The sequence below is a fragment of the Rohdeia mirabilis genome, from assembly GCA_007750655.1.
Classification (GTDB): domain Bacteria; phylum Planctomycetota; class UBA1135; order UBA1135.
Genome location: CP036290.1, coordinates 3,109,435 through 3,127,768 on the forward strand (window position 1 = coordinate 3,109,435; position 18,334 = coordinate 3,127,768).

Below are 18,334 nucleotides of genomic sequence, written 5' to 3' on the forward strand. Positions count from 1 at the left end.
GGAGCCGTGCACGGAAAAGCTGCGCGGGGTGCCAGGGGATCCCGCAGCGCGCGGCACTTACGTCGCTCGCGCACCGGGTTCGCGGGTCGGCGCGCTACCGTCCTGCCCATGCAGACCCCGTCCTCGCACGGCCTCGTGGTCCTCGACGGCGGCGACGGTCCCCACCGCGCCAGCGACGGCCGCCGCCCCATCCCCCACGCCGAACGCCCCGAGCGGACGCGCGCCGTCGAGGACGTCCTGCGCGGCGCGGCCTTCGCCGACCGACTCGTGTTCGAAGCGGCCCCTCTCGCCGAACGCGACCTCGTGACCCGCGTCCATTCACCGCGCCACGTGGAGGCGATCGAACGGCGCTGTGCGAGCGGCGGTGGCTGGTTCGACAGCGACACCTACTGCGCGCCGGAATCGTTCGACATCGCGCTGCGTGCCGTGGGCGCCGCGGTCCGGGCCGCGCGGGCGGTCACGGACGGTGAGTACGCGAGCGCGTTCGCCGCCTGCCGTCCACCGGGTCACCACGCCGAGCGCGACCGCCCGATGGGCTTCTGCCTGTTCGACCAGGTCGCGGTCTGCGTCGAGGACCTCGTCGCCACGGGCCGAGCGAGTCGCGTGTTCGTGCTCGACTTCGACGTGCACCACGGCAACGGCACCCAGCACCTGTTCGAGGAGCGCGCCGACGTGTTCTACGCCAGCCTGCACCAGTCCCACTGCTTCCCGGGGACCGGTGCCGCCCACGAACGCGGCGTCGGTGCGGGGGCGGGCGCGACGCTCAACGTGCCGCTCCCGGCGGGGTCCGGGCCGGACCTGTGGCTGCGCGCGCTCGACGAACAGGTGCTGCCGGCCCTCGCGAGCTTCGCGCCCGACGTGCTGGTGTTCAGCGCCGGCTTCGACGGCCACCGCGCCGATCCGTTGGCGAGCTGCGAGCTCGAGAGCGCCACGTTCGGCGAGATCACGCGCCTCGCCCTCGACGCCGCGCGCCCTTCGACCGGCGGCCGCGCGGTCAGCGTGCTCGAGGGTGGTTACGAACTGACGGCCCTGGGCGAGAGCGCCGCGGCGCACGTGGAGGCGCTCTTGGCGGAGCGGTGACGCACTCGACGAACGCTCACCAGACAGGGCAACGGCGCGCGACCGGATCGAACCGGTCGCGCGCCGTTGCGCAGAATCGAGTCGGTGGAAGAACGACTCGCGTCGCTCGTTCCACCGCAGGGCTCACTCGCCCGACTCGATGAGGGTGCCGACCGAACGGGTCGCTCCCTCGGCGTTGTCGTAGGTGTACGCGGTGCCCTTTCCGTCCCAGACGTCCTCGGTCCAGAAGTAGTAGGGGTTGAGGACGATGATGTCTCCGATGGCGGCGAAGAAGCCGACGATCGGGTAGACGGGGAGAAGGTCCTGAAGGACGAGGCCGTGGATGTAGGCGTTGTCCGAGTACTTCTCGTTGACCCAGGTGTCCCAGGTGCGGGTGAGCTGCTTGGGACCGGAGTTGCAGCCGGTCAGGGCCAGCGTGGCCGCCGCGGCAGCGGCGAGGCCGATCGTCTTGGTGAGTTGCATGGGTGCCTCCTCGTGGCAGGTTGCGCGGACGGAATCGTCCGCGTTCGAAGCGCTGCCGTCCGGGGGACCGCAGTGCGATTGGGGGCAGATGCTAGCGCGGTCCGGGGCGCCGTTCAGCCACTTCCTTGGTGCGTACCCGGGTCCGAGGCCTCCGAGGGAGGCCATTTTCCCGTTCCGTGGGCCCCAACCGCGCCCGTTCGCGGGTCGCGGATCGAAGATCGACGGTCGCCGCGAGCGCTCCGTGTGGGCGCCGCGCCACCCCGCTCGGACCGCGGTCCCCGCCTACATCAGTCCGGATCGGGACCGAGCCCCGCGCGCGACAGGTTCGCCAGGATCTCCGACGACACGTCGTCGGGACTGCGATCGGTCGTGCTGACCGTCTGTTCACAGCGGCCGTAGAGCGCGCGGCGTCGGTCGAGCAGGTCCACCAACTCGTCGAGCGCGCGCGGTCGACCTTCCATCGGTCGCAGATCGCCCTGGCCGGCGACGCGCGCGAAGTGCTCCTCGGGGCGCGCGGTCAACCACACGGTCCGGCAGGTGGCGAGCAGACGCTCGAACGTCTGCGGCACCTCGGCGATCGAACCGCCCGTGGCCACCACGACACGCTCGCCCCGCGCGAGCACGCGCTCGAGCGCAGCGGCCTCGAAACGGTGGAATCCCGCCGCACCGTGCAGCTCGAAGACCTTGCCGAGCGCCATCCCCGCCTGGCGTTCCACCTCGGCGTCGAGCTCGACGAAGGGCACCTCGAGCGCCAGCGCCAGCCGCCGCCCCACCGTCGTCTTGCCGGCGCCGCGCAGACCGACGAGTGCGATCCGTTCCTCGGCGCGCGCGTGGGTGGGCACGTCGATCAGCGCCGCCGCGGTGGTCCCGAGTTCGCGGGCGAGCCGCACGAGCACGAGCACCGTCGGGTTCGCCCGGCCGGCCTCGGCGTCGGTCAGATAGCGGCGCGACACGTCCGCGCGCTGGGCCAGCTCGCTCAGCGAGAGCCCGGCGGCCTCGCGCGCCGCCACCAGCCGCCGCCCCAGCTCGCGCAGGAGGGCGGGCCGGCGGGCCTTGGGATGGCGTCCCGCAGGAGAGGGCTTCGGCATCTTGGAACTATAGTGCCCAAGCCTGGCGCCACAAGCGCAGCATAATGCGCGGGCGACCTGCGTCCCCCGCAGGCGATCCTACGAAGCTCCACCGTCGGCACCGCGCGCGCTCCCGGGCCCATGCCCCGCGCCCCACGGGCCGACCGTCCTTCCCCACCGCTCTTCCATGACGACTGCCGCCCCCGCCGCCGGATCCACCACTGGTCCCTCCCGCATGGCCCCCGTCGACTTCCGCACCGCGCCGGATCGCTACCGCCACTGGAAGCTCGACGTCGACGGCGACATCGCGACCTTGACCATGTCCGTCGAACCCTTCGGCGGCCTGCGCGGCGACGACTACGAGCTGAAGCTGAACAGCTACGACCTGGGCGTCGACATCGAACTCGCCGACGCGATCGATCGACTGCGCTTCGAGCATCCGGCCGTGCGCGCGTGCGTCGTGACCGGTGGACTCGACCGCGTGTTCTGCGCGGGCGCGAACATCAACATGCTCTCGACGAGCAGCCACGCCTTCAAGGTCAACTTCTGCAAGTACACGAACGAGACGCGCGTCGGCATCGAGGACGCGTCGGCCTCGTCGAACGTGCGCTTCCTCGCCGCGCTGAACGGCACGGCGTCGGGCGGCGGCTACGAACTGGCGCTGGCCTGCGACCGCATCCTGCTCGTGGACGACCGCAACAGCGCGGTCAGCTTCCCGGAGCTGCCCCTGCTCGGCGTGCTGCCGGGCACGGGCGGTCTGACGCGCATCGTCGACAAGCGCCTCATCCGTCCCGACCTGTGCGACCTGTTCTCGACGCTGGCCGAGGGCATCAAGGGCAAGCGCGCCGTGCAGTGGAACCTGGTCGACGCGATCGCGCCCCTGTCGAAGTGGGACGACGCGGTCGCCGGTGAAGCGCGCGCGCTGGCGGACGGACTCGAGGATCGCTCGGGCACGCAGGGCATCGCGCTGACCCCGCTCGAGTACACGGACGATGGCGCGTCGCGCAGCTACCGCCACAGTGAGCTGCGCATCGAGGACTCGGGGCGCGTCGCCCACCTGACGATCACGCTGCCGGCCGAAGCGGGCACCCAGGACGCAGCCGCGGCCCACGCAGCGGGCGCCGACTTCTGGCTCCTGGCCCTGTGCCGCGAGCTCGACAACGCGCTCAACCACCTGCGCCTCAACCTGCCCGCCGTGGGGCTCGTCCTGGTGCGCGTGGTCGGCGACGCGAAGGTCGCCGCAACGTGCGACGACGTGCTGCGCACCGAGGCGAGCGACCCGCACCACTGGTTCACGAACGAGGTCGGGCACTACCTGAAGCGCGCGCTCAAGAAGATCGAGAACACGGCGAAGAGCTTCTACGCGCTGGCCGACGAGGGCACCGCCTTCGCCGGACCGTTCCTCGAACTCGCCCTGGCCTGCGACCGTCAGTACGTACTGAACGACTCCGAGGCACCCGTGCACCTGGGTGTGGGCGACGCGAGCGCCGGTGCGTACCCGATGTCGAACGGTCTGACGCGCCTCGCCACGCGCTTCCTCGCCGACCCGAGCCAGGTCGATGCGGTGCTCGCCGCGCGCACCAACGGCGCCGGCGGCCTCGTCGACGCGGAGGAAGCGGACGAGCTCGGCCTCGCCACCAGCGCGCCGGACGAGATCGACTGGGACGACGAAGTGCGCCTGGCCATCGAAGAACGCCAGGCCTACTCGCCCGACGGTCTGACCGGCATGGAACAGAACCTGCGCTTCCCCGGCCCCGAGACGCTCGAGACCAAGATCTTCGGACGTCTCACCGCCTGGCAGAACTGGATCTTCCAACGGCCCAACGCGGTCGGCGAACGCGGCGCCCTGAAGTGCTACGGCACGCCCCAGGCACCCGAGTTCAACTACGACCGCACCTGATCCGTCCGGCCGCCCCACCGCTCACTCCACGACCACGTTCGTCCCAGGGACCACGTCGCAGCTCGACGAGCCGCGTCACTGCACCCGAGACAGCGACCCACCCACCTCTTGAACGGCCGGCTCGAAGGAGTCGCACGAGAACCGCCATGGGCAGCATCGACTACAGCCAACGCATCCCGAACAACGTCGACCTCAAGTCCGACAAGCGCCTGCAGCGCGCCCTCGAGGCCTGGCAACCCGCCTACCTCGAGTGGTGGAAGGAGTCCGGCCCGACCGACTTCAACGAGAACGACGTCTACCTGCGCACGGCGGTCAGCGTCGAGCCGGACGGCTGGGCGCACTACGACTACGTCAAGATGCCCGACTACCGCTGGGGCATCTTCCTGACGGACAAGGGCGCGGGCGACACGATCGGCTTCGGCGACCACTTCGGCGAGGAGCCGTGGCAGCAGGTCCCCGGCGAGTACCGCAACTGGCTGCGTCGCCTGGTCGTGACCCAGGCCGACACCGAGCCCGCCTCGGTCGAGCAACAGCGCCTGCTCGGACACACCGCGCCGTCCCTGTACGACATGCGCAACCTGTTCCAGGTGAACGTCGAGGAGGGCCGTCACCTGTGGGCGATGGTCTACATCCTGCACCGCTACTTCGGGAAGGACGGTCGCGAGGAGGCCGACGAACTGCTCGAGCGCTCCTCCGGCAACCCGGACCACCCGCGCATCCTGCAGACCTTCAACGAACCCTGTGAGCACTGGCTGTCGTTCCTGTGCTTCACGATGTTCACGGACCGCGACGGCAAGTTCCAGCTGCTCAGCCTGGCCGAGTCGGGCTTCGATCCGCTGGCGCGCACCTGCAAGTTCATGTTGACCGAGGAGGCCCACCACATGTTCGTGGGCCAGACCGGCGTCGGCCGCGTCATCCAGCGCACCTGCGAGGTCCTGAAGGAAGGCAAGGACCCGCGCGCGGAAGGCGTCGTGCCGCCCGACATCATCCAGAAGTACATCAACTTCTGGGCGTCGAGCTCGACCGACCTGTTCGGCTCGGAGATCTCGAGCAACGCCTCGAACTTCTTCCGCGCCGGTCTCAAGGGCCGCGCCTTCGAGTCCAAGCAGACCGACCACCTCGCCACCGAGGGCCACTACGTCCTACCGATCGTCGAGGGCGGCCGCATGTCGAACCAGGAGGTCCCGATGCGCAACGCGATGAACGAGGTGCTGCGCGACGCCTACATCGCCGACAACCAGAAGGGCATCGACTACTGGAACCGCGTGATCGAGAAGTTCGACCTCGACTGGCGCGTCAGCCTCCCCCACCGCGCGTTCAACCGCAACGTGGGCGTCTACGCCGGCTTCCACTTCGATCCCGAGGGCAACCTCGTCGACGACGCCACCTGGAACGCGAAGAGCAGCGAGTGGCTGCCGACGCGCGAGGACTCCGACTACGTCAAGAGCCTCATGAAGCCGTGCCTCGAGCCGGGCAAGATCGCCAACTGGATCGCGCCGCCGGCCAAGGGCATCAACGGCCAGAGCGAGGACTACGAGTACGTGAAGCTGTAGCCTGCGCGCCGCTTCGGTGCCCGACGCCTGTCGGGTGCTGACGCAGCGATCCGGGGCCCCGCCGCCCCTTTCCGAGCGACCCGCTCGACCGCGTGAGAACGCGTTCGGGCGGGTCGCTCGCGTCGTGGACCGCCCGTTCCGCCCCGAATCCGTCCGCGAGCGCGCGAGCGCCCTCCGCGCCCCGCTCCCCTTTCCCTGCGCCTCGACGCCACTTGCGTCGATCGCCCCAACGGACGCCACAAGGGGTCCATTCCCGCCCTCCGACGACCCGAAACGGTCCCCCGGGAAGACCGGCTCGGTGCGCCGAGCCACAACGGTCCGCGTCGCGGACCCACACGGGGCAAGGGGAACATGGAACAACAGGAAGGACTCCGCAGCGTGCGGAGTCGAGGTGCGTTCACCGAACGCATCGAAGGGGACGGTCCGTCGAGCGACTCGAACAAGCGCTCGAAAGGACTCCTACGCTCGGCCGCGATCTCGTGCCTCTGCGCCCTCGCCACCGCGTGCGGTGGAGGTGGCGGCGGCGGTGGCGGAGGTGGCGGCACCGTGATCATCTTCGGCGGGGATGGCCCCGTCGGTCCGGGCTTCGATCCCGGCGACTACTCGCCTCCGGCGGCCGGCACGCCCGTCGCGCGCTTCGAGACCGTCGCGACCGACGCGGAGTACTTCCTGTTGCGAGGCACGCTCCCGCTGCCGGCCGGAGCGTTGACCGACGCGAACACGAAGTCGCCCTACGCGGTGCTCGACTCGGACGGCAACGTGGCCTGGACGCAGCTCGAGAAGGTCACGCGCTATCCCTCCGCGAGCCAGGGGTACGACGTCGTCGAACTGATCGCGAAGGTCAAGCGCCCCGCCGGAGCCGTGGCCGGCGACCGCGTCACCTACGACGTGGTGCAGGTCTCGAACGGCACGTCGCTGGCGCGCCCGAACAACACGGCGAACGACGTGCTGTTGGCCGAGACCACGGGCCTGCCGACGGTGGTCGAGGATCTCGTCAACGACCCGACGTCGATCATGATCACGTCGCGCGACATCTTCGGGAACACGTACGCCCAGTTCCCGCTCGAGCCGAGCAACGACCGACAACTGCTCAAGTACGGTCCGATGCTGACCCAGCTGCGCACGTTCGGCGTCATGGAGCCGATCGCGCCCACGGGCGGCAGCACCGGCACGCTCCCGCACATGTGGGGCATCCACTCGTACGTGAGCACGCTCCAGGGCGAGCCCGTCGTGCTGCTCGACCTGCGTTTCAACAACGGCATCATCGGCGACGACTCGGGCGATCCGCTCGACGACCCGCTGGGCAAGTTCTACTTCGACGAGATCGCCGTGCAGGTGCCTCCGGGTTGGAGCGTCGTGCAGGACTTCGCCGACCTGGGCATGGGCAACGTCACCAGCGGTGGCGGCTACGTGAAGCACCAGATCGTCGGTGAACTCCCCGGCGGCAAGCTGCACGTCTTCCCGAGCCAGGGGCAGATGGTGCGGCGCTTGGCCCTGTGCCCGAACACGGTGACGGACCGCGCGCAGACCATCCTCGAGGAGGAGGGCCGCGCGTTCTGCCGCCGCGGCACCGACGGCGGAACGAGCAACGAGTACTACTCGTGGTGGAACGAGTCCACCGCGCGCTACTTCCCGCAGAACTTCCCGCTGCCGTCGCTCGAGCACAACGGGCTCTCGACGATCCGCGGCCGCCTGATCGACCAGTTCGACGAGGTGAAGTACTACTTCGACTCGGGCACCGGCAAGGGCGACTGGCCCGTGAAGGACGGTCGCATGGGCTGGGCGCACCCCTTCGGCGTGTCGTACGGCGGCATGACCGGTGGCGTCGAGATCCACATCTTCGACGGCATCAGGACCGCGGAATCTGCTTCGATGGAAGGCTATCGCTACTTCCAGCTGCACCACCGGATGCTCCACGATCGGCACCCCGTCGCGATGTACAAGCGCGACGGCACGCCCGTGCGCATCGACGACGTGATCGTGCCGGCGAGTCCCGAACCGTACATGCCCGTCAGCCTGTTCATCGGGCCGACGAACGGCGACCCGTTCGGGTTCAACAACGCCTCGCCCAGCTTCCAGCGCGACGCGGCGGTGTCCCAGAACAAGAAGCCCGACTACGAGGACACGCTCCTCGGTTACGGCTTCATCCTGGGCACGCACCTGATCCGAGCCACGCGTTCGTCGAAGGTGCTGGTGTGGCTCGGGAACGACTCGATGGCCAAGGACGACCTGATCATGCAGGGCGAGCTGGCGCGCATGACGCACCACACGTACCCGATCAACACCAACGGCGCCCTGTCGAGCTCGTCGATGCGCGAGGACATGGAGTACGTAGCGGCGCACCCGCACAACGGCTACGCGTTCCAGCGCCACGAGGGTTGGTACGCCGACACGATGTGCGCGACCTACGCGGTTCAGTCGCCGGCCTGGCGCACCGCCGCCAAGCCGTGGTTCGAGAAGTTCGTCCAGACGGCGGCCGCCGGACAGGTCAGCTGTTCGGGACTGCTCTACGCCAAGGTCAACAACAAGGTGCTGAACGGCAACTACCGCGGCGCTCAGGCCTACGAGACCTCGATCGCCAACAACGGCCTCGTCGGCATCCTCGAGACGGTCATGCGCGGAGCGGACAACACGCACACGGCGATCCTGTCCGACGTGTTGACGAACTTCTACCAGGGGTTCGTGTCCGACCAGGCCTGGGACTACACGGCGGAGGCTCCGCACCAGATGTACGCGATGGGTCCGATCGACGACAACGCGCCGGTGTGGTGTGGCGCGAGCCAGTTGCCCAGCGACGGCTTCTCGGGCGCGTTCAGTCGCTACCAGACGCCGTCGACGCTCGGCTACGCCTACTGGCACACGGGCGACGACTACTTCCTGTACCGGGCGGCCGCCATGTTCGGTGGCACCGACCCGCTCGTGGAGATGCAGGGCCAGTACCTCCAGAACCCGGAGAACGAGGCCGCAGCGCTCTCGGCCGCCCAACGCTGGGCGGGCGCGCTGTAGCCCACTGACGAACGGGGTGTGCGACGGTACTCACGCGCACCCCAGCACGGCGACCGTGCTCGACAGGTGCGCGGGGTTCGCTCGAAAGGGCGGGCCTCGCGCATCGTTCGTTCGGGATCGAGAGTCTCCGGGATGGCTGGTAGAGCGCGGGCAGGGTGCGGAAGGGTTAGCCTGCTCGGATGCTCATGAACGCCCTGCTCACGCTCGCCGTCGCCTGCCCGCACACGGACTCGTCCGCGCCGGTCGGGCAGGAAGAGAGCGGCGACGTGCCGGCCGAGGAACCCGCGACGGAACTCGAGTCCTGGCGCTTCGAACTCGACCTGGGTCCGCGCGGCGACGCGGCGGACGGTCCGCGCGACGTGCTGCCGTTCCTGGTCGAGTACGACGCGCCTTCGGCCTGCGCCTTCGTCGTCAACGGCAGCGAACGGATCGCCGTGCCGAACAGCCCACGCGGCTGGGAGCGCTGGAACCTCGACTTCCCCCACTACGACTCGACGATCGAGCTGCGGCGCGAACTTGGAGAGGGCGAACACGTCGAGTGGCGCGGGACGTGGACCAAAGTGCGCGGCGCGGGCGAGCCGGCCGTGGTGCCGGTGCGCGCAGTTGCCGATCCGGTCGGGCGCTTTGCGTCCGCCAACGGCCTATCGATCGCGCCCCAGGCGGTGGCCGGTCGTTGGCGCGTCGGGTTCGAGTCCGGCGGCGACCTGCCCGCGGTGGCTCTGCTGGAGGCGGGCGCGGGAACCGAGGTGTTCGGCACCATCCTCACCGACACGGGCGACTACCGCTTCTTGGCGGGCGACCTGTCGAGCCGGGGCTTGCGGTTGTCGTGCTTCGACGGCGCGCACGCGTTCCTGTTCGAGGCACGGGTCGAGATCGATCCGGTGGCCGGCGACCGTCTGGTCGACGGCGTCTTCCGTTCCGGCGATTGGTGGAGCGAGGGCTGGACGGCGGTGCGCGACGACGCCGTCGAGCTGCCCGATCCGTTCGGGCGCCTCGGACTGCGGCCGACGGCGCACCTCGAGTTCCTCGCGCTGCCGGATGCGAGCGGCGCGTGGCACCCCCTGTGGACGCCGGGGCGCCCGGCCGTGATCGAGGTCTTCGGCAGCTGGTGTCCGAACTGCCACGACGCGGCGCGGCTGCTCGAGGAGCTGGACGATCGTCACGGCGACGTGCTCGACGTGGTCGGCGTCGCGTTCGAACTGACGGGCGAGTGGGAACGGGACGCGCGGCAGGTGGAGCGCTTTCGTGAACGCCACGACCTGGGCTACCGGCTGCTCGTCGGCGGCACCGCGAACAAGGCCGACACGGCGCGAGCGTTGGGACTGACGGACGAGATCCTGTCCTACCCCACGACGTTCTTCGTGGACGCGAACGGCACGATCACGGCGATCTACTCCGGCTTCAGCGGGCCGGCCACGGGTGCGGCACATCTGAAGTTGCGGGAGGCGGTGGAGCGGGAGGTGGCGTCGATCGTGGCGCCCGACACTTCGAGAGGTCCTCGGCTCGACGACATGCTCGCGGACACGGCCTGGCGGATGCACGGAGTGCGCAGCTCGCTTCGAGGAACGGCCCGCGGCCGATCGTTCGGGCGATCGGGCGGTGTGCTGGTGAGCCGCTCGAGTCCGAGCCCGGCCCCCCCGGCCGTCGACGCCGTCTCACTGCTGCGGGTCGCTGGACGAACCGTCGAGTACCGTGTGCAGGCCGAGATGTTCGGACAGCACCTCGCTGCACGGTCGGTCTACTCGGCGGGACGGCTCGTCGAAGGAGGGGATCTGAGGGTCCGTTGGACCCAGGAGGGTTCGGCCGGCGGTCCCACGGAGCTGATCGCCGAACAGTGCGAGCCGGCGCTCGAGCTCGACGACGCGACCCTGCGTGCCGAGGGCGCCTGGGCTGCGGGGCACTTCGGCCTGCGCGCGCTCCAACCCCAGCTCGTGGCCCTGCTGAGCGACCGCGACACCTGGGTGCGTGCGAACGCCGCCGCTGCGTCGGCTGCGCTGGGAGATCGGCGGGCCCACGATCGAGTCGAGCTGGCCCCCGATGGCCTGGCAGCGCTCGACGCTGCGCTCCGCACGGCCGCCACCGACCCCAGCCACCTCGTGCGTCGCGAGGCCGCGCGCGCGCTGGCGGCCTGGGGGCTCGGGCCGGACCTGCTCGCGTCCTGGCAGGCGAGCCCGTCGCCCTTCGACCGCGAACTGGCGCGGCTCTACGCGGCCGAGCTGGCGGTCCGTTGATGGATTGTCGGTACGGCGTCAGGCACGCAGCTGCCGCCTGCCGCGCCGAGTCACTGCGAATCGCAACGACGTCGGCGGCAGGCGGCAGCTGCGTGCCTGACGCCGTACCGACAATCCATCAACCGCGCACGAACTCCTCGCGCATCAGCCCAACAGCGCCGAATCGCGCGCTTCCCCAAGTGGTGCCATCGCCCCCGCGCGAGGCCCTCGCGTCCGGTGGCGGTCATCGCTCGCGCCTAGCGATCGCCCGCGTCGAAGGCTGCCCGCACCGCCGGACGCATGAGCACGATCAGCGTGAACACGCCCAATGCAGTACCGAACGGGAAGAAGACGAGCTGCGCGCACGCCACGCCGAAACACAGCGCGTGACGCCGACGCCGCCCCAGCAGTTTGCCCGCGTAGATGGTGAAGCCCGCCAGCGTCAGTCCGAACAGGATCATGACGAGGGGGAAGACGATGAAGAACCAGGCGACGGCGGCGGGCGCATCGTCCGTCCCGTCGAGCTCGCCCGTGAGCATCATGATCCCCAGCACCAGGTGGAACACCGGGAACAGCGCGGCCAGACCCGTGAGCCCGCCGACGACGTAGTGGAGGATCGAGAGCAGTTTGAGCTGGTCCCCGTCGGTCGTGCCGAGTTCGGTCTCGGAGTCGCGGAGCCAGTTGTCGATCGCGCGCCCGAGCTCGAGGTAGTCGTCGTGCCAACCGTTGTCGCTCGCGATCTCCTGGACGGCTCCGCGCGGTGCGAAGAGGTCGGTCACCAGGCGTCGATCGACCGCTCCAGCGTGTGCCTGGTCCGCGAGCCTGCGCAACTCGTCGGCGGTGCGGGCGAGCGGGCGCGGAGTCTCGTTGCTCGAGCCTTCGACCAGTTGCGCGGTGCGCTCGAGCGCCTTGATCGCTCGGTGCCGAGTGGAGTCGTACATGCTTGGCTCTTGCCGAGGCCTGGGGCGACACCGGACAGGATCGTCCTGGTCGCCCGAACGTCGGATGCTCGCGGAACGACGTGGGTGGCGCAACACTCGACTCGGGATCCGCCGAGTTCGGTCGCCGGATGATCGGTACGGCGTCAGGCACGAAAGTGCCACCTGCCGCCGACGACGCTGCGATTCGCAGCGTCTCGGCGCGGCAGGTGGCACTTTCGTGCCTGACGCCGTACCGATCATCCGCTCAGAGCGCCTCGTAGTCCGCGCTCTCGCGCTTCTTGAAGCCGGCGAGCATCCAGGTGACGCCCACGCCCAGGCTGATCGCGCCCAGGATCCCGGGCAGGATCGGGTCGCGCGGATCGACACCGGTCGGCGGTTCGGTCACGAGTGCGGAGCCGGCCCAGATCAGGAGTGCGCCGCCCGCGAGCACGAAGATGAAGGAGAAGAGCAGGGTCGAGATGGTGCGGACCTCTTGGGGCTCCGCATCGTTGTGCTTGGGTTCGTTCATGGCGTGGATCGCGATGGCGTTCGGCCTTCGACGACCGGCGGCGCGTGCCGAGCGTCCCGAGGGAGCGCGCTGGCCGAACGGATGCGCGCCCGGACGGAGATTCGGTGCTTCCGCTGACCAGATCCGAGCGCTGGAGCACGAACCACCCCACCGGGTGCTGTCCCTGCGTGGGGCCCCCTCGACGGCATTGGATTGTCGGTACGGCGTCAGGCACGCAGGTGCCACCTGCCGCCAGAGTCGCTGCGAATCGCAACGACGTCGGCGGCAGGTGGCACCTGCGTGCCTGACGCCGTACCGACAATCCAATGCCTCACCACATGCCCAACAGGTCGCGCGCCACGACGACGTAGGCGTTGCTCCAGGCTTCGTCGCGCAGGAAACTCACCTTCATACCCGGCGCACCGATGAACGGACGCAACACCCAGCCGAGTTGGATCGCGACGAAGACGTACAGCCCGATCCACGCACGGCGCCCGATCCGGTGGCGCGGATTCGACGCGACCAGCGGTCGGTAGTGGCGGTCCAACGTGCGCTGGCCGCCGAGGGTCGCGAGTGCGAACAGCACGCCGTTCGCGAGGACCGCTGCGCGATAGCTGTCGGTGCTCGCGTACACGAACAACACCACGGGCAACAGCGCGAGCAGCACCACTGCCACGGTCGCCTGGGCCGAGAGAACGCCGCGCAGCGTCGCAACGAAGTCGTCGCGCAGGCCGAGCAACGTGTTGAGCACGAAGAAGTTCGGCAGGCAGACCGCGGTCGAGAACGCCAGCAGGAGCGGGACCTTCAACCCCGAGAACAGGCACTGCAGCGGCCGCCCGGCGAAGGCCCCCATCGCGCAGCCGTAGGAGAAGCCGCACACGGCCAACAACAGCGCAAGTCGCCCGATCGGCACACGGCCGCGCCCGATCGCGAACCGTCCACGCGCACGCAACAGGTCGTCGGCCGCCTCCGCACTCTGCGCGAGCACGGTCAAAGGCGCAGCGGTCACTGGAACAGCGTGCCGAGCGCCTTCATGACGGCGGCGAAGAAGTTCGAGTCGCGCTCGCTGCGGAACAGCTCGAACGGCAGGTCGGGCGCGCCGATGAACGGCCGCAGGATCCAGCCCATCTGTGCACCGACCACCGCGTAGATCACGATCCACAGGGTGAAGACGCGCTGGCCGGCGCGCGCTCGCGGGTCGACCTGTGGCGCCGGGCTTCGGGGCAGGCCGCGTCGGATCTCGTGCTGGCTCGGAACGTTCGCTCCGGACTCGGCCGACGAACCCGCGGTCCATCCGAACTCGTCGGCGGACGGGCGCTGGTCACCGGACCGATCAGCGGTCCGATCGTCGACACCATCGCCCGCCTGCTCGCCGCCCGCCGCGCTCGACGCCGCCGCCGGTGGACGCTGGGACGCGGGCGCTTCGAAGACCGACTCGAGCGCGCGTCGCAGGAACCCCAGTCCGACGAGGCCCGCGAGCGCGAAGAACAGCACGTTGAGCACGACCATGAAGGCGTAGCTGTCGGTGCAGAACGTGAAGAACGCCATCACCGGACCGAGGCTCGCGAGCAGCGCCAGGTTCGCCGTCATCGCCGCCAACAGGAGCCGCAGCGTCTGGGCGTGCTCGAGCTTCGAATCGAACATCGCCGAGACCACGTACAGGGACGGATAGGTCACGACGAGCGTCAGGAGGAACAGGAGCGGCACCTTCGCCGTGGTGACGAGCAGCTGTGCGAAACTGGGGTTCTCCGATCGCAGTCCCGCGAAGAGGCCCATCGTCACGCCGTACGTCGCGCCGAGCAGAACGCCCGCGACCACCAACGTCCGTACGGGGATGTCGATGCGGCCGGCGGCCAGGTCCTCGCGACGCGTGAGGTTCCCGCGCAGGAGGTCGTCGATGGTCGAGAAGAAGCGCTTCAAGGGCAGTGGCTGGGCGAGGAGCTCGAAGATGGCGAACGAAGAGAGGGCCCCGAGCCTACGCCGCCGGACCGATCGCGCCCCCCCGCCCACGTCGGACGCGCCGGCGCGGTCCCGGTGTCGGGCGGTCCCACGGGCTCGCATCGGACCGCGGGCCCACGTCTCCCCGCGCGCCCGTGGCCGAGTCCGATCGCACCAGCCGCGCTCGGCCGTCGCGGGCTCCTCGTCGCGGATCCGCGCCGTGCCCCCCGAGCGACGGGCCGGCGCGCCGCGATCGCGATCCGCCGGCCCCCCCCGCCCCGCGAGGCATTCGCCCCCTTCCGCCGGCTGCTACCCTTTCGGGATGCGCCCCCTCGTCCTCCGACTCTCCGCCGGCCCGATCCTGGCCGCCCTGTTCTTCGCTCCGTCAGCGCTCGCCCAGGCGCCGGCCGGCTACTACGACACGGTCGACACAGGTTCCGCCGCCGCTCTGCGCGCGACCCTGCACGACGTGATCGACGACCACACGCGCGTGCCCTACACCTCGGGCGGAACGGACACGTGGGACGTGCTCGAGGACGCGCAGACGGATCCGAACAACAGCGGTCGCATCCTCGACGTCTACAAGAACGCGAGCTACGCCAAGCAGGGCGGCGGTGGCCCCGACTACAACCGCGAGCACATCTGGCCGAACAGCTACGGGTTCCCGATCGACTCGGGTTCGAACTACCCGTTCACGGACTGCCACGCGCTGCGGCTGTGCGACATCTCCTACAACGGCATCCGCGACAACGCGCCGTTCCGCGACTGCGACGCCAACTGCAGCGAGCACCCCACCGACGTCAACGGCGGACTCGGCGGTGGAACGGGCGCGTACCCGGGCAACTCGAACTGGTCGGACGGTTCCGGAAGCACGGCGACCTTCGAGGTCTGGAGCGGCCGCCGCGGTGACGTGGCGCGCGCGATGCTCTATCTCGACGTGCGCTACGAAGGCGGGACGCACGGAGGCACCGGCGCGAACGAGCCGGACCTGATCCTGACCGACGACCAGGGACTCATCACGTCGTCGCTGTCCGGTTCGAACCAGTCGGTCGCCTACATGGGCCTGTTGTCGGTGCTGCTCCAGTGGCACCTCGCCGATCCCGTCGACCAGTTCGAGATGGACCGCAACGACGCGGTGTTCGGTCATCAGGGCAACCGCAATCCGTTCGTCGATCATCCCGAGTGGGTCGGCGTGCTGTACCTCGGTCAGACGCTGAGCCCGACCCTGTCCGTCTCGCCCAGCACGATCGACCTCACCAACGGCGGCGCCGCCAACTTCGTCCTCGACGCGGGGCCGGCGTACGCGGGGAAGCTGTACTACCTGCTCGGGTCGGGCAGCGGCACGTCCCCGGGCGTCGCGGCGGGCATCCAGCTGCCGCTCAACTACGACGCCTACCTGCAGCTGACCCTCCAGAGCCCGAACGCGTTGATCCAGAACTCGCTCGGCTTCCTGGACGGCAACGGGCACGCGACCGCCAAGCTGCCCTTCCCCGCCGGCGCCTACGTCAACTTCGCGGGCACGCACCTCGACCACGCCTACATCGTGTTCGACATCCCGGGCACGACGCTGGCGCTCGACGTCAGCAATCCGATCGGCATCGATCTCGAGCTGGGCGGCGGTCCGGGGTCACTCGTCATCAACGAGGTCGACTACGACCAACCCGGCAACGACACGAACGAGTTCATCGAGATCTACAACGCCGGTGGGTCGGCCGTGGACCTGTCGAACGTGGTGCTCGAGCTCCACAACGGTTCTGGCGGCGCCGTGTACGACAGCTACGCCCTGTCCACTGCTGGCGCGTCCATCGCACCTGGCGCGTACCTGGTCGTGGGGTCGTCGACCCTGCTCGCGACCGTGCCCATGGGCGTCCAGACGGTGACGTTCGCGGGCGCCGACAACCAGGTCCAGAACGGCGCGCCGGACGGCATCGTGCTGAAGGACGGCACGACCGTGCTCGACAGCGTCACCTACGAGGGGACGATGGCGGGCATCACCGAGGGCTCGGGCGGCGCGCCGACGGACGGCAACAGCGTGCCGGGGTCGATCGGGCGCGCGGCCGGCGGCGTGGACACGGACGACAACGCGGCGGACTTCGCCCTGTCGTCCACGCCGACGCCCGGGTCGGTCAACGTGCCTTGAGTGGATTGTCGGTACGGCGTCAGGCACGCAAGTGCCACCTGCCGCCGACGACGCTGCGATTCGCAGCGTCTCGGCGCGGCAGGTGGCACTTGCGTGCCTGACGCCGTACCGACAATCCACTCACCGGGCCCGACTCCCGGGAAGTACGCTCGACTTGGCGCGTCCCGCACGGACGTGCAACGCTCGGGCCGCAGGAAGCGGCCCCCCACCAGCCCAGGAGGCACTCCATGTTCTCTCTCTTCCTCGCGGTCGCGGCGTCCTCGGCGCCGCTCGGCCCGCCCGCGGCGCTGGACGCCGACGCGGCCACGACCCGCCTCTCGTTCACCGTTCCGGTCCGTATCGAAGCGGCCGGAGAAGTCATCCGCACCGAGAATCCTGGCTACGCCGCCCCGGCCCTCCACGACGTCGACGGCGACGGCCACGTGGACATGGTCGTCGGCCAGTTCAACGACGGCAAGTTGAAGGTCTACCCGGGCAGCGCCGACGGTAGCTGGGGTGAAGGCTACTGGCTGAAGGCCGGCGGCGAGATCGCCGTCGTGCCGGGCGTGTGGTGATGCACCTCCTCCACTCCACAGTTCGTGGACATCGACGCTGACGGCCACATCGACATCCTTTCCGGCTGCTACTCCGACCACAAGCCGATGGCCGGGCTGTTCTGGGTCCTGAAGGGCAAGGCGGACGGCACCTTTGCCGCGGCCGAGTCCCTGAAGGGCACGGACGGCAAGCCGCTCATCATCCACATGCCCGAAGGGGCCGACGTGGTGCGCACCATCTGTACCCGTCCGACCGCGCTCGACTACGACGGCGACGGCGACCTGGACATCGTGTCGGGCAACTTCGAGGGCACCTTCCACCTGTTCGAAGGCCTCGGCAACGGCACGTTTGCACCGCGAAGTACCCCGCTCGTGGATGCGAACGGCGAAGAGCTCACCGTCGGACACCACAGCGACCCGGTGTTCGTGGACTGGGACGGCGACGGCGATCGCGACCTCGTCAGTGGCTCGGGCCACGGCATCCACATCTTCACCAACAACGGTGAGAGCGGATACGCCCCGGCGCGCGACCTCTTCTACTACACCAGCACCGCGGGCGCGTACGAGGACGTGACGTTCGGCGAGGCGCACATCACCAAGCCCCAGGGCTCGATCCGCCTGTGGATCGAGGACATGAACGGCGACGGTCGCTTCGACCTGGTGATGGGCGACAGCGCCTACGTCACCAACGTCGCCGACGGGCTGACGGAGGACGAGGCGCGCACGCGACTCGCCGCGTGGCAGAAGAAGATGGACACGCTGCTCGACGAGCACGGCGACGCCGAGTGGGACGACGCCATGGACGAAGCCTTCAACGCGCTCTACGCCGAGCGCGCGACGATCGTCACCGAGGGCGGGGTCGGCTTCGTCTGGGTCGCGTACCAGCAGGAACGCTCGGGCTCCTGAGCCACGAGCGAGCCTGACGGGTACCGCTCTCGATGATCGGTACGGCGTCAGGCACGAAACTGCCACCTGCCGCCGAGACGCTGCGAATCGCAGCGTCTCGGCGCGGCAGGT

General features: G+C 69.6%; 14 protein-coding genes. 8 read left to right on the plus strand and 6 right to left on the minus strand.

What is annotated here, in order from left to right; translation table 11 throughout:
* The first annotated feature begins 108 nt into the window (after positions 1 to 108).
* A complete protein-coding gene (locus tag Pla163_RS11585; RefSeq protein WP_145188255.1) occupies positions 109 to 1,080 on the plus strand; it encodes a histone deacetylase family protein in 972 nt (323 codons plus the stop codon).
* 123 nt (positions 1,081 to 1,203) lie between these two features.
* Here Pla163_RS11585 and Pla163_RS11590 read toward each other — a convergent pair whose 3' ends face one another.
* A complete protein-coding gene (locus Pla163_RS11590; protein WP_419185843.1) occupies positions 1,204 to 1,542 on the minus strand; it encodes a DUF3332 family protein in 339 nt (112 codons plus the stop codon).
* 287 nt (positions 1,543 to 1,829) lie between these two features.
* Positions 1,830 to 2,630 (minus strand): shikimate kinase, encoded by an 801-nt coding sequence (locus tag Pla163_RS11595; RefSeq protein WP_145188262.1) that lies wholly within the window; start codon positions 2,628 to 2,630, stop codon positions 1,830 to 1,832.
* Between the two features lie 214 nt (positions 2,631 to 2,844).
* Here Pla163_RS11595 and boxC point away from each other — a divergent pair, with 214 nt between their 5' ends.
* The 4 genes from boxC (at position 2,845) to Pla163_RS11615 (ending at position 11,299) form a co-directional block, all read left to right on the plus strand.
* Positions 2,845 to 4,509, plus strand: a complete 1,665-nt coding sequence (gene boxC, locus Pla163_RS11600; protein ID WP_145188265.1) for a 2,3-epoxybenzoyl-CoA dihydrolase — start codon at positions 2,845 to 2,847, stop codon at positions 4,507 to 4,509.
* A 146-nt stretch (positions 4,510 to 4,655) separates the two neighbouring features.
* Positions 4,656 to 6,062 (plus strand): benzoyl-CoA 2,3-epoxidase subunit BoxB, encoded by a 1,407-nt coding sequence (gene boxB / locus Pla163_RS11605; protein WP_145188268.1) that lies wholly within the window; start codon positions 4,656 to 4,658, stop codon positions 6,060 to 6,062.
* Positions 6,063 to 6,440: 378 nt separating this feature from the next.
* Positions 6,441 to 9,068 (plus strand): hypothetical protein, encoded by a 2,628-nt coding sequence (locus tag Pla163_RS19025; RefSeq protein ID WP_419185844.1) that lies wholly within the window; start codon positions 6,441 to 6,443, stop codon positions 9,066 to 9,068.
* A gap of 185 nt (positions 9,069 to 9,253) precedes the next feature.
* Complete coding sequence (locus Pla163_RS11615; RefSeq protein ID WP_419185845.1) at positions 9,254 to 11,299, plus strand: TlpA family protein disulfide reductase; 2,046 nt, start codon at positions 9,254 to 9,256, stop codon at positions 11,297 to 11,299.
* Positions 11,300 to 11,535: 236 nt separating this feature from the next.
* Here the strand turns inward: Pla163_RS11615 and Pla163_RS11620 are convergent, their stop codons facing one another.
* From Pla163_RS11620 to Pla163_RS11635, 4 genes are all read right to left on the minus strand, one after another.
* Positions 11,536 to 11,967: a hypothetical protein gene (locus Pla163_RS11620; protein ID WP_145192506.1), complete on the minus strand. Its 432-nt coding sequence runs from the start codon at positions 11,965 to 11,967 to the stop codon at positions 11,536 to 11,538.
* Positions 11,968 to 12,463: 496 nt separating this feature from the next.
* Positions 12,464 to 12,727, minus strand: a complete 264-nt coding sequence (locus Pla163_RS11625; protein ID WP_145188274.1) for a hypothetical protein — start codon at positions 12,725 to 12,727, stop codon at positions 12,464 to 12,466.
* Between the two features lie 310 nt (positions 12,728 to 13,037).
* Positions 13,038 to 13,715, minus strand: a complete 678-nt coding sequence (locus Pla163_RS11630) for a hypothetical protein (protein ID WP_419185846.1) — start codon at positions 13,713 to 13,715, stop codon at positions 13,038 to 13,040.
* Positions 13,712 to 14,626 (minus strand): hypothetical protein, encoded by a 915-nt coding sequence (locus tag Pla163_RS11635; RefSeq protein ID WP_145188277.1) that lies wholly within the window; start codon positions 14,624 to 14,626, stop codon positions 13,712 to 13,714. The genes Pla163_RS11630 and Pla163_RS11635 overlap by 4 nt, the downstream gene beginning before the upstream one ends.
* Positions 14,627 to 14,966: 340 nt before the next feature.
* Here Pla163_RS11635 and Pla163_RS11640 point away from each other — a divergent pair, with 340 nt between their 5' ends.
* The 3 genes from Pla163_RS11640 to Pla163_RS11650 all read left to right on the plus strand — a co-directional run bounded on the left by Pla163_RS11640 (position 14,967) and on the right by Pla163_RS11650 (position 18,223).
* The gene (locus tag Pla163_RS11640) at positions 14,967 to 16,784 is read left to right on the plus strand and encodes an endonuclease (RefSeq protein ID WP_419185847.1); all 1,818 of its coding nucleotides are present in this window, start codon (positions 14,967 to 14,969) and stop codon (positions 16,782 to 16,784) included.
* Positions 16,785 to 17,011: 227 nt separating this feature from the next.
* Positions 17,012 to 17,338: an FG-GAP repeat domain-containing protein gene (locus Pla163_RS11645; protein ID WP_145188283.1), complete on the plus strand. Its 327-nt coding sequence runs from the start codon at positions 17,012 to 17,014 to the stop codon at positions 17,336 to 17,338.
* 24 nt (positions 17,339 to 17,362) lie between these two features.
* Positions 17,363 to 18,223 carry an FG-GAP repeat domain-containing protein gene (locus Pla163_RS11650; protein WP_145188286.1) on the plus strand — a complete coding sequence of 287 codons (861 nt, stop codon included), beginning with the start codon at positions 17,363 to 17,365 and terminating at the stop codon, positions 18,221 to 18,223.
* Positions 18,224 to 18,334: the final 111 nt, after the last annotated feature.

Excerpts from the sequence above, each read along its gene's own strand:
- Pla163_RS11585 (WP_145188255.1), top strand. The coding sequence starts at position 109 with ATGCAGACCCCGTCCTCGCACGGCCTCGTGGTCCTCGACGGCGGCGAC.
- Pla163_RS11590 (WP_419185843.1), bottom strand. The coding sequence starts at position 1,542 with ATGCAACTCACCAAGACGATCGGCCTCGCCGCTGCCGCGGCGGCCACG.
- Pla163_RS11595 (WP_145188262.1), bottom strand. The coding sequence starts at position 2,630 with ATGCCGAAGCCCTCTCCTGCGGGACGCCATCCCAAGGCCCGCCGGCCC.
- boxC (WP_145188265.1), top strand. The coding sequence starts at position 2,845 with ATGGCCCCCGTCGACTTCCGCACCGCGCCGGATCGCTACCGCCACTGG.
- boxB (WP_145188268.1), top strand. The coding sequence starts at position 4,656 with ATGGGCAGCATCGACTACAGCCAACGCATCCCGAACAACGTCGACCTC.
- Pla163_RS11615 (WP_419185845.1), top strand. The coding sequence starts at position 9,254 with ATGAACGCCCTGCTCACGCTCGCCGTCGCCTGCCCGCACACGGACTCG.
- Pla163_RS11625 (WP_145188274.1), bottom strand. The coding sequence starts at position 12,727 with ATGAACGAACCCAAGCACAACGATGCGGAGCCCCAAGAGGTCCGCACC.
- Pla163_RS11640 (WP_419185847.1), top strand. The coding sequence starts at position 14,967 with ATGCGCCCCCTCGTCCTCCGACTCTCCGCCGGCCCGATCCTGGCCGCC.
- Pla163_RS11645 (WP_145188283.1), top strand. The coding sequence starts at position 17,012 with ATGTTCTCTCTCTTCCTCGCGGTCGCGGCGTCCTCGGCGCCGCTCGGC.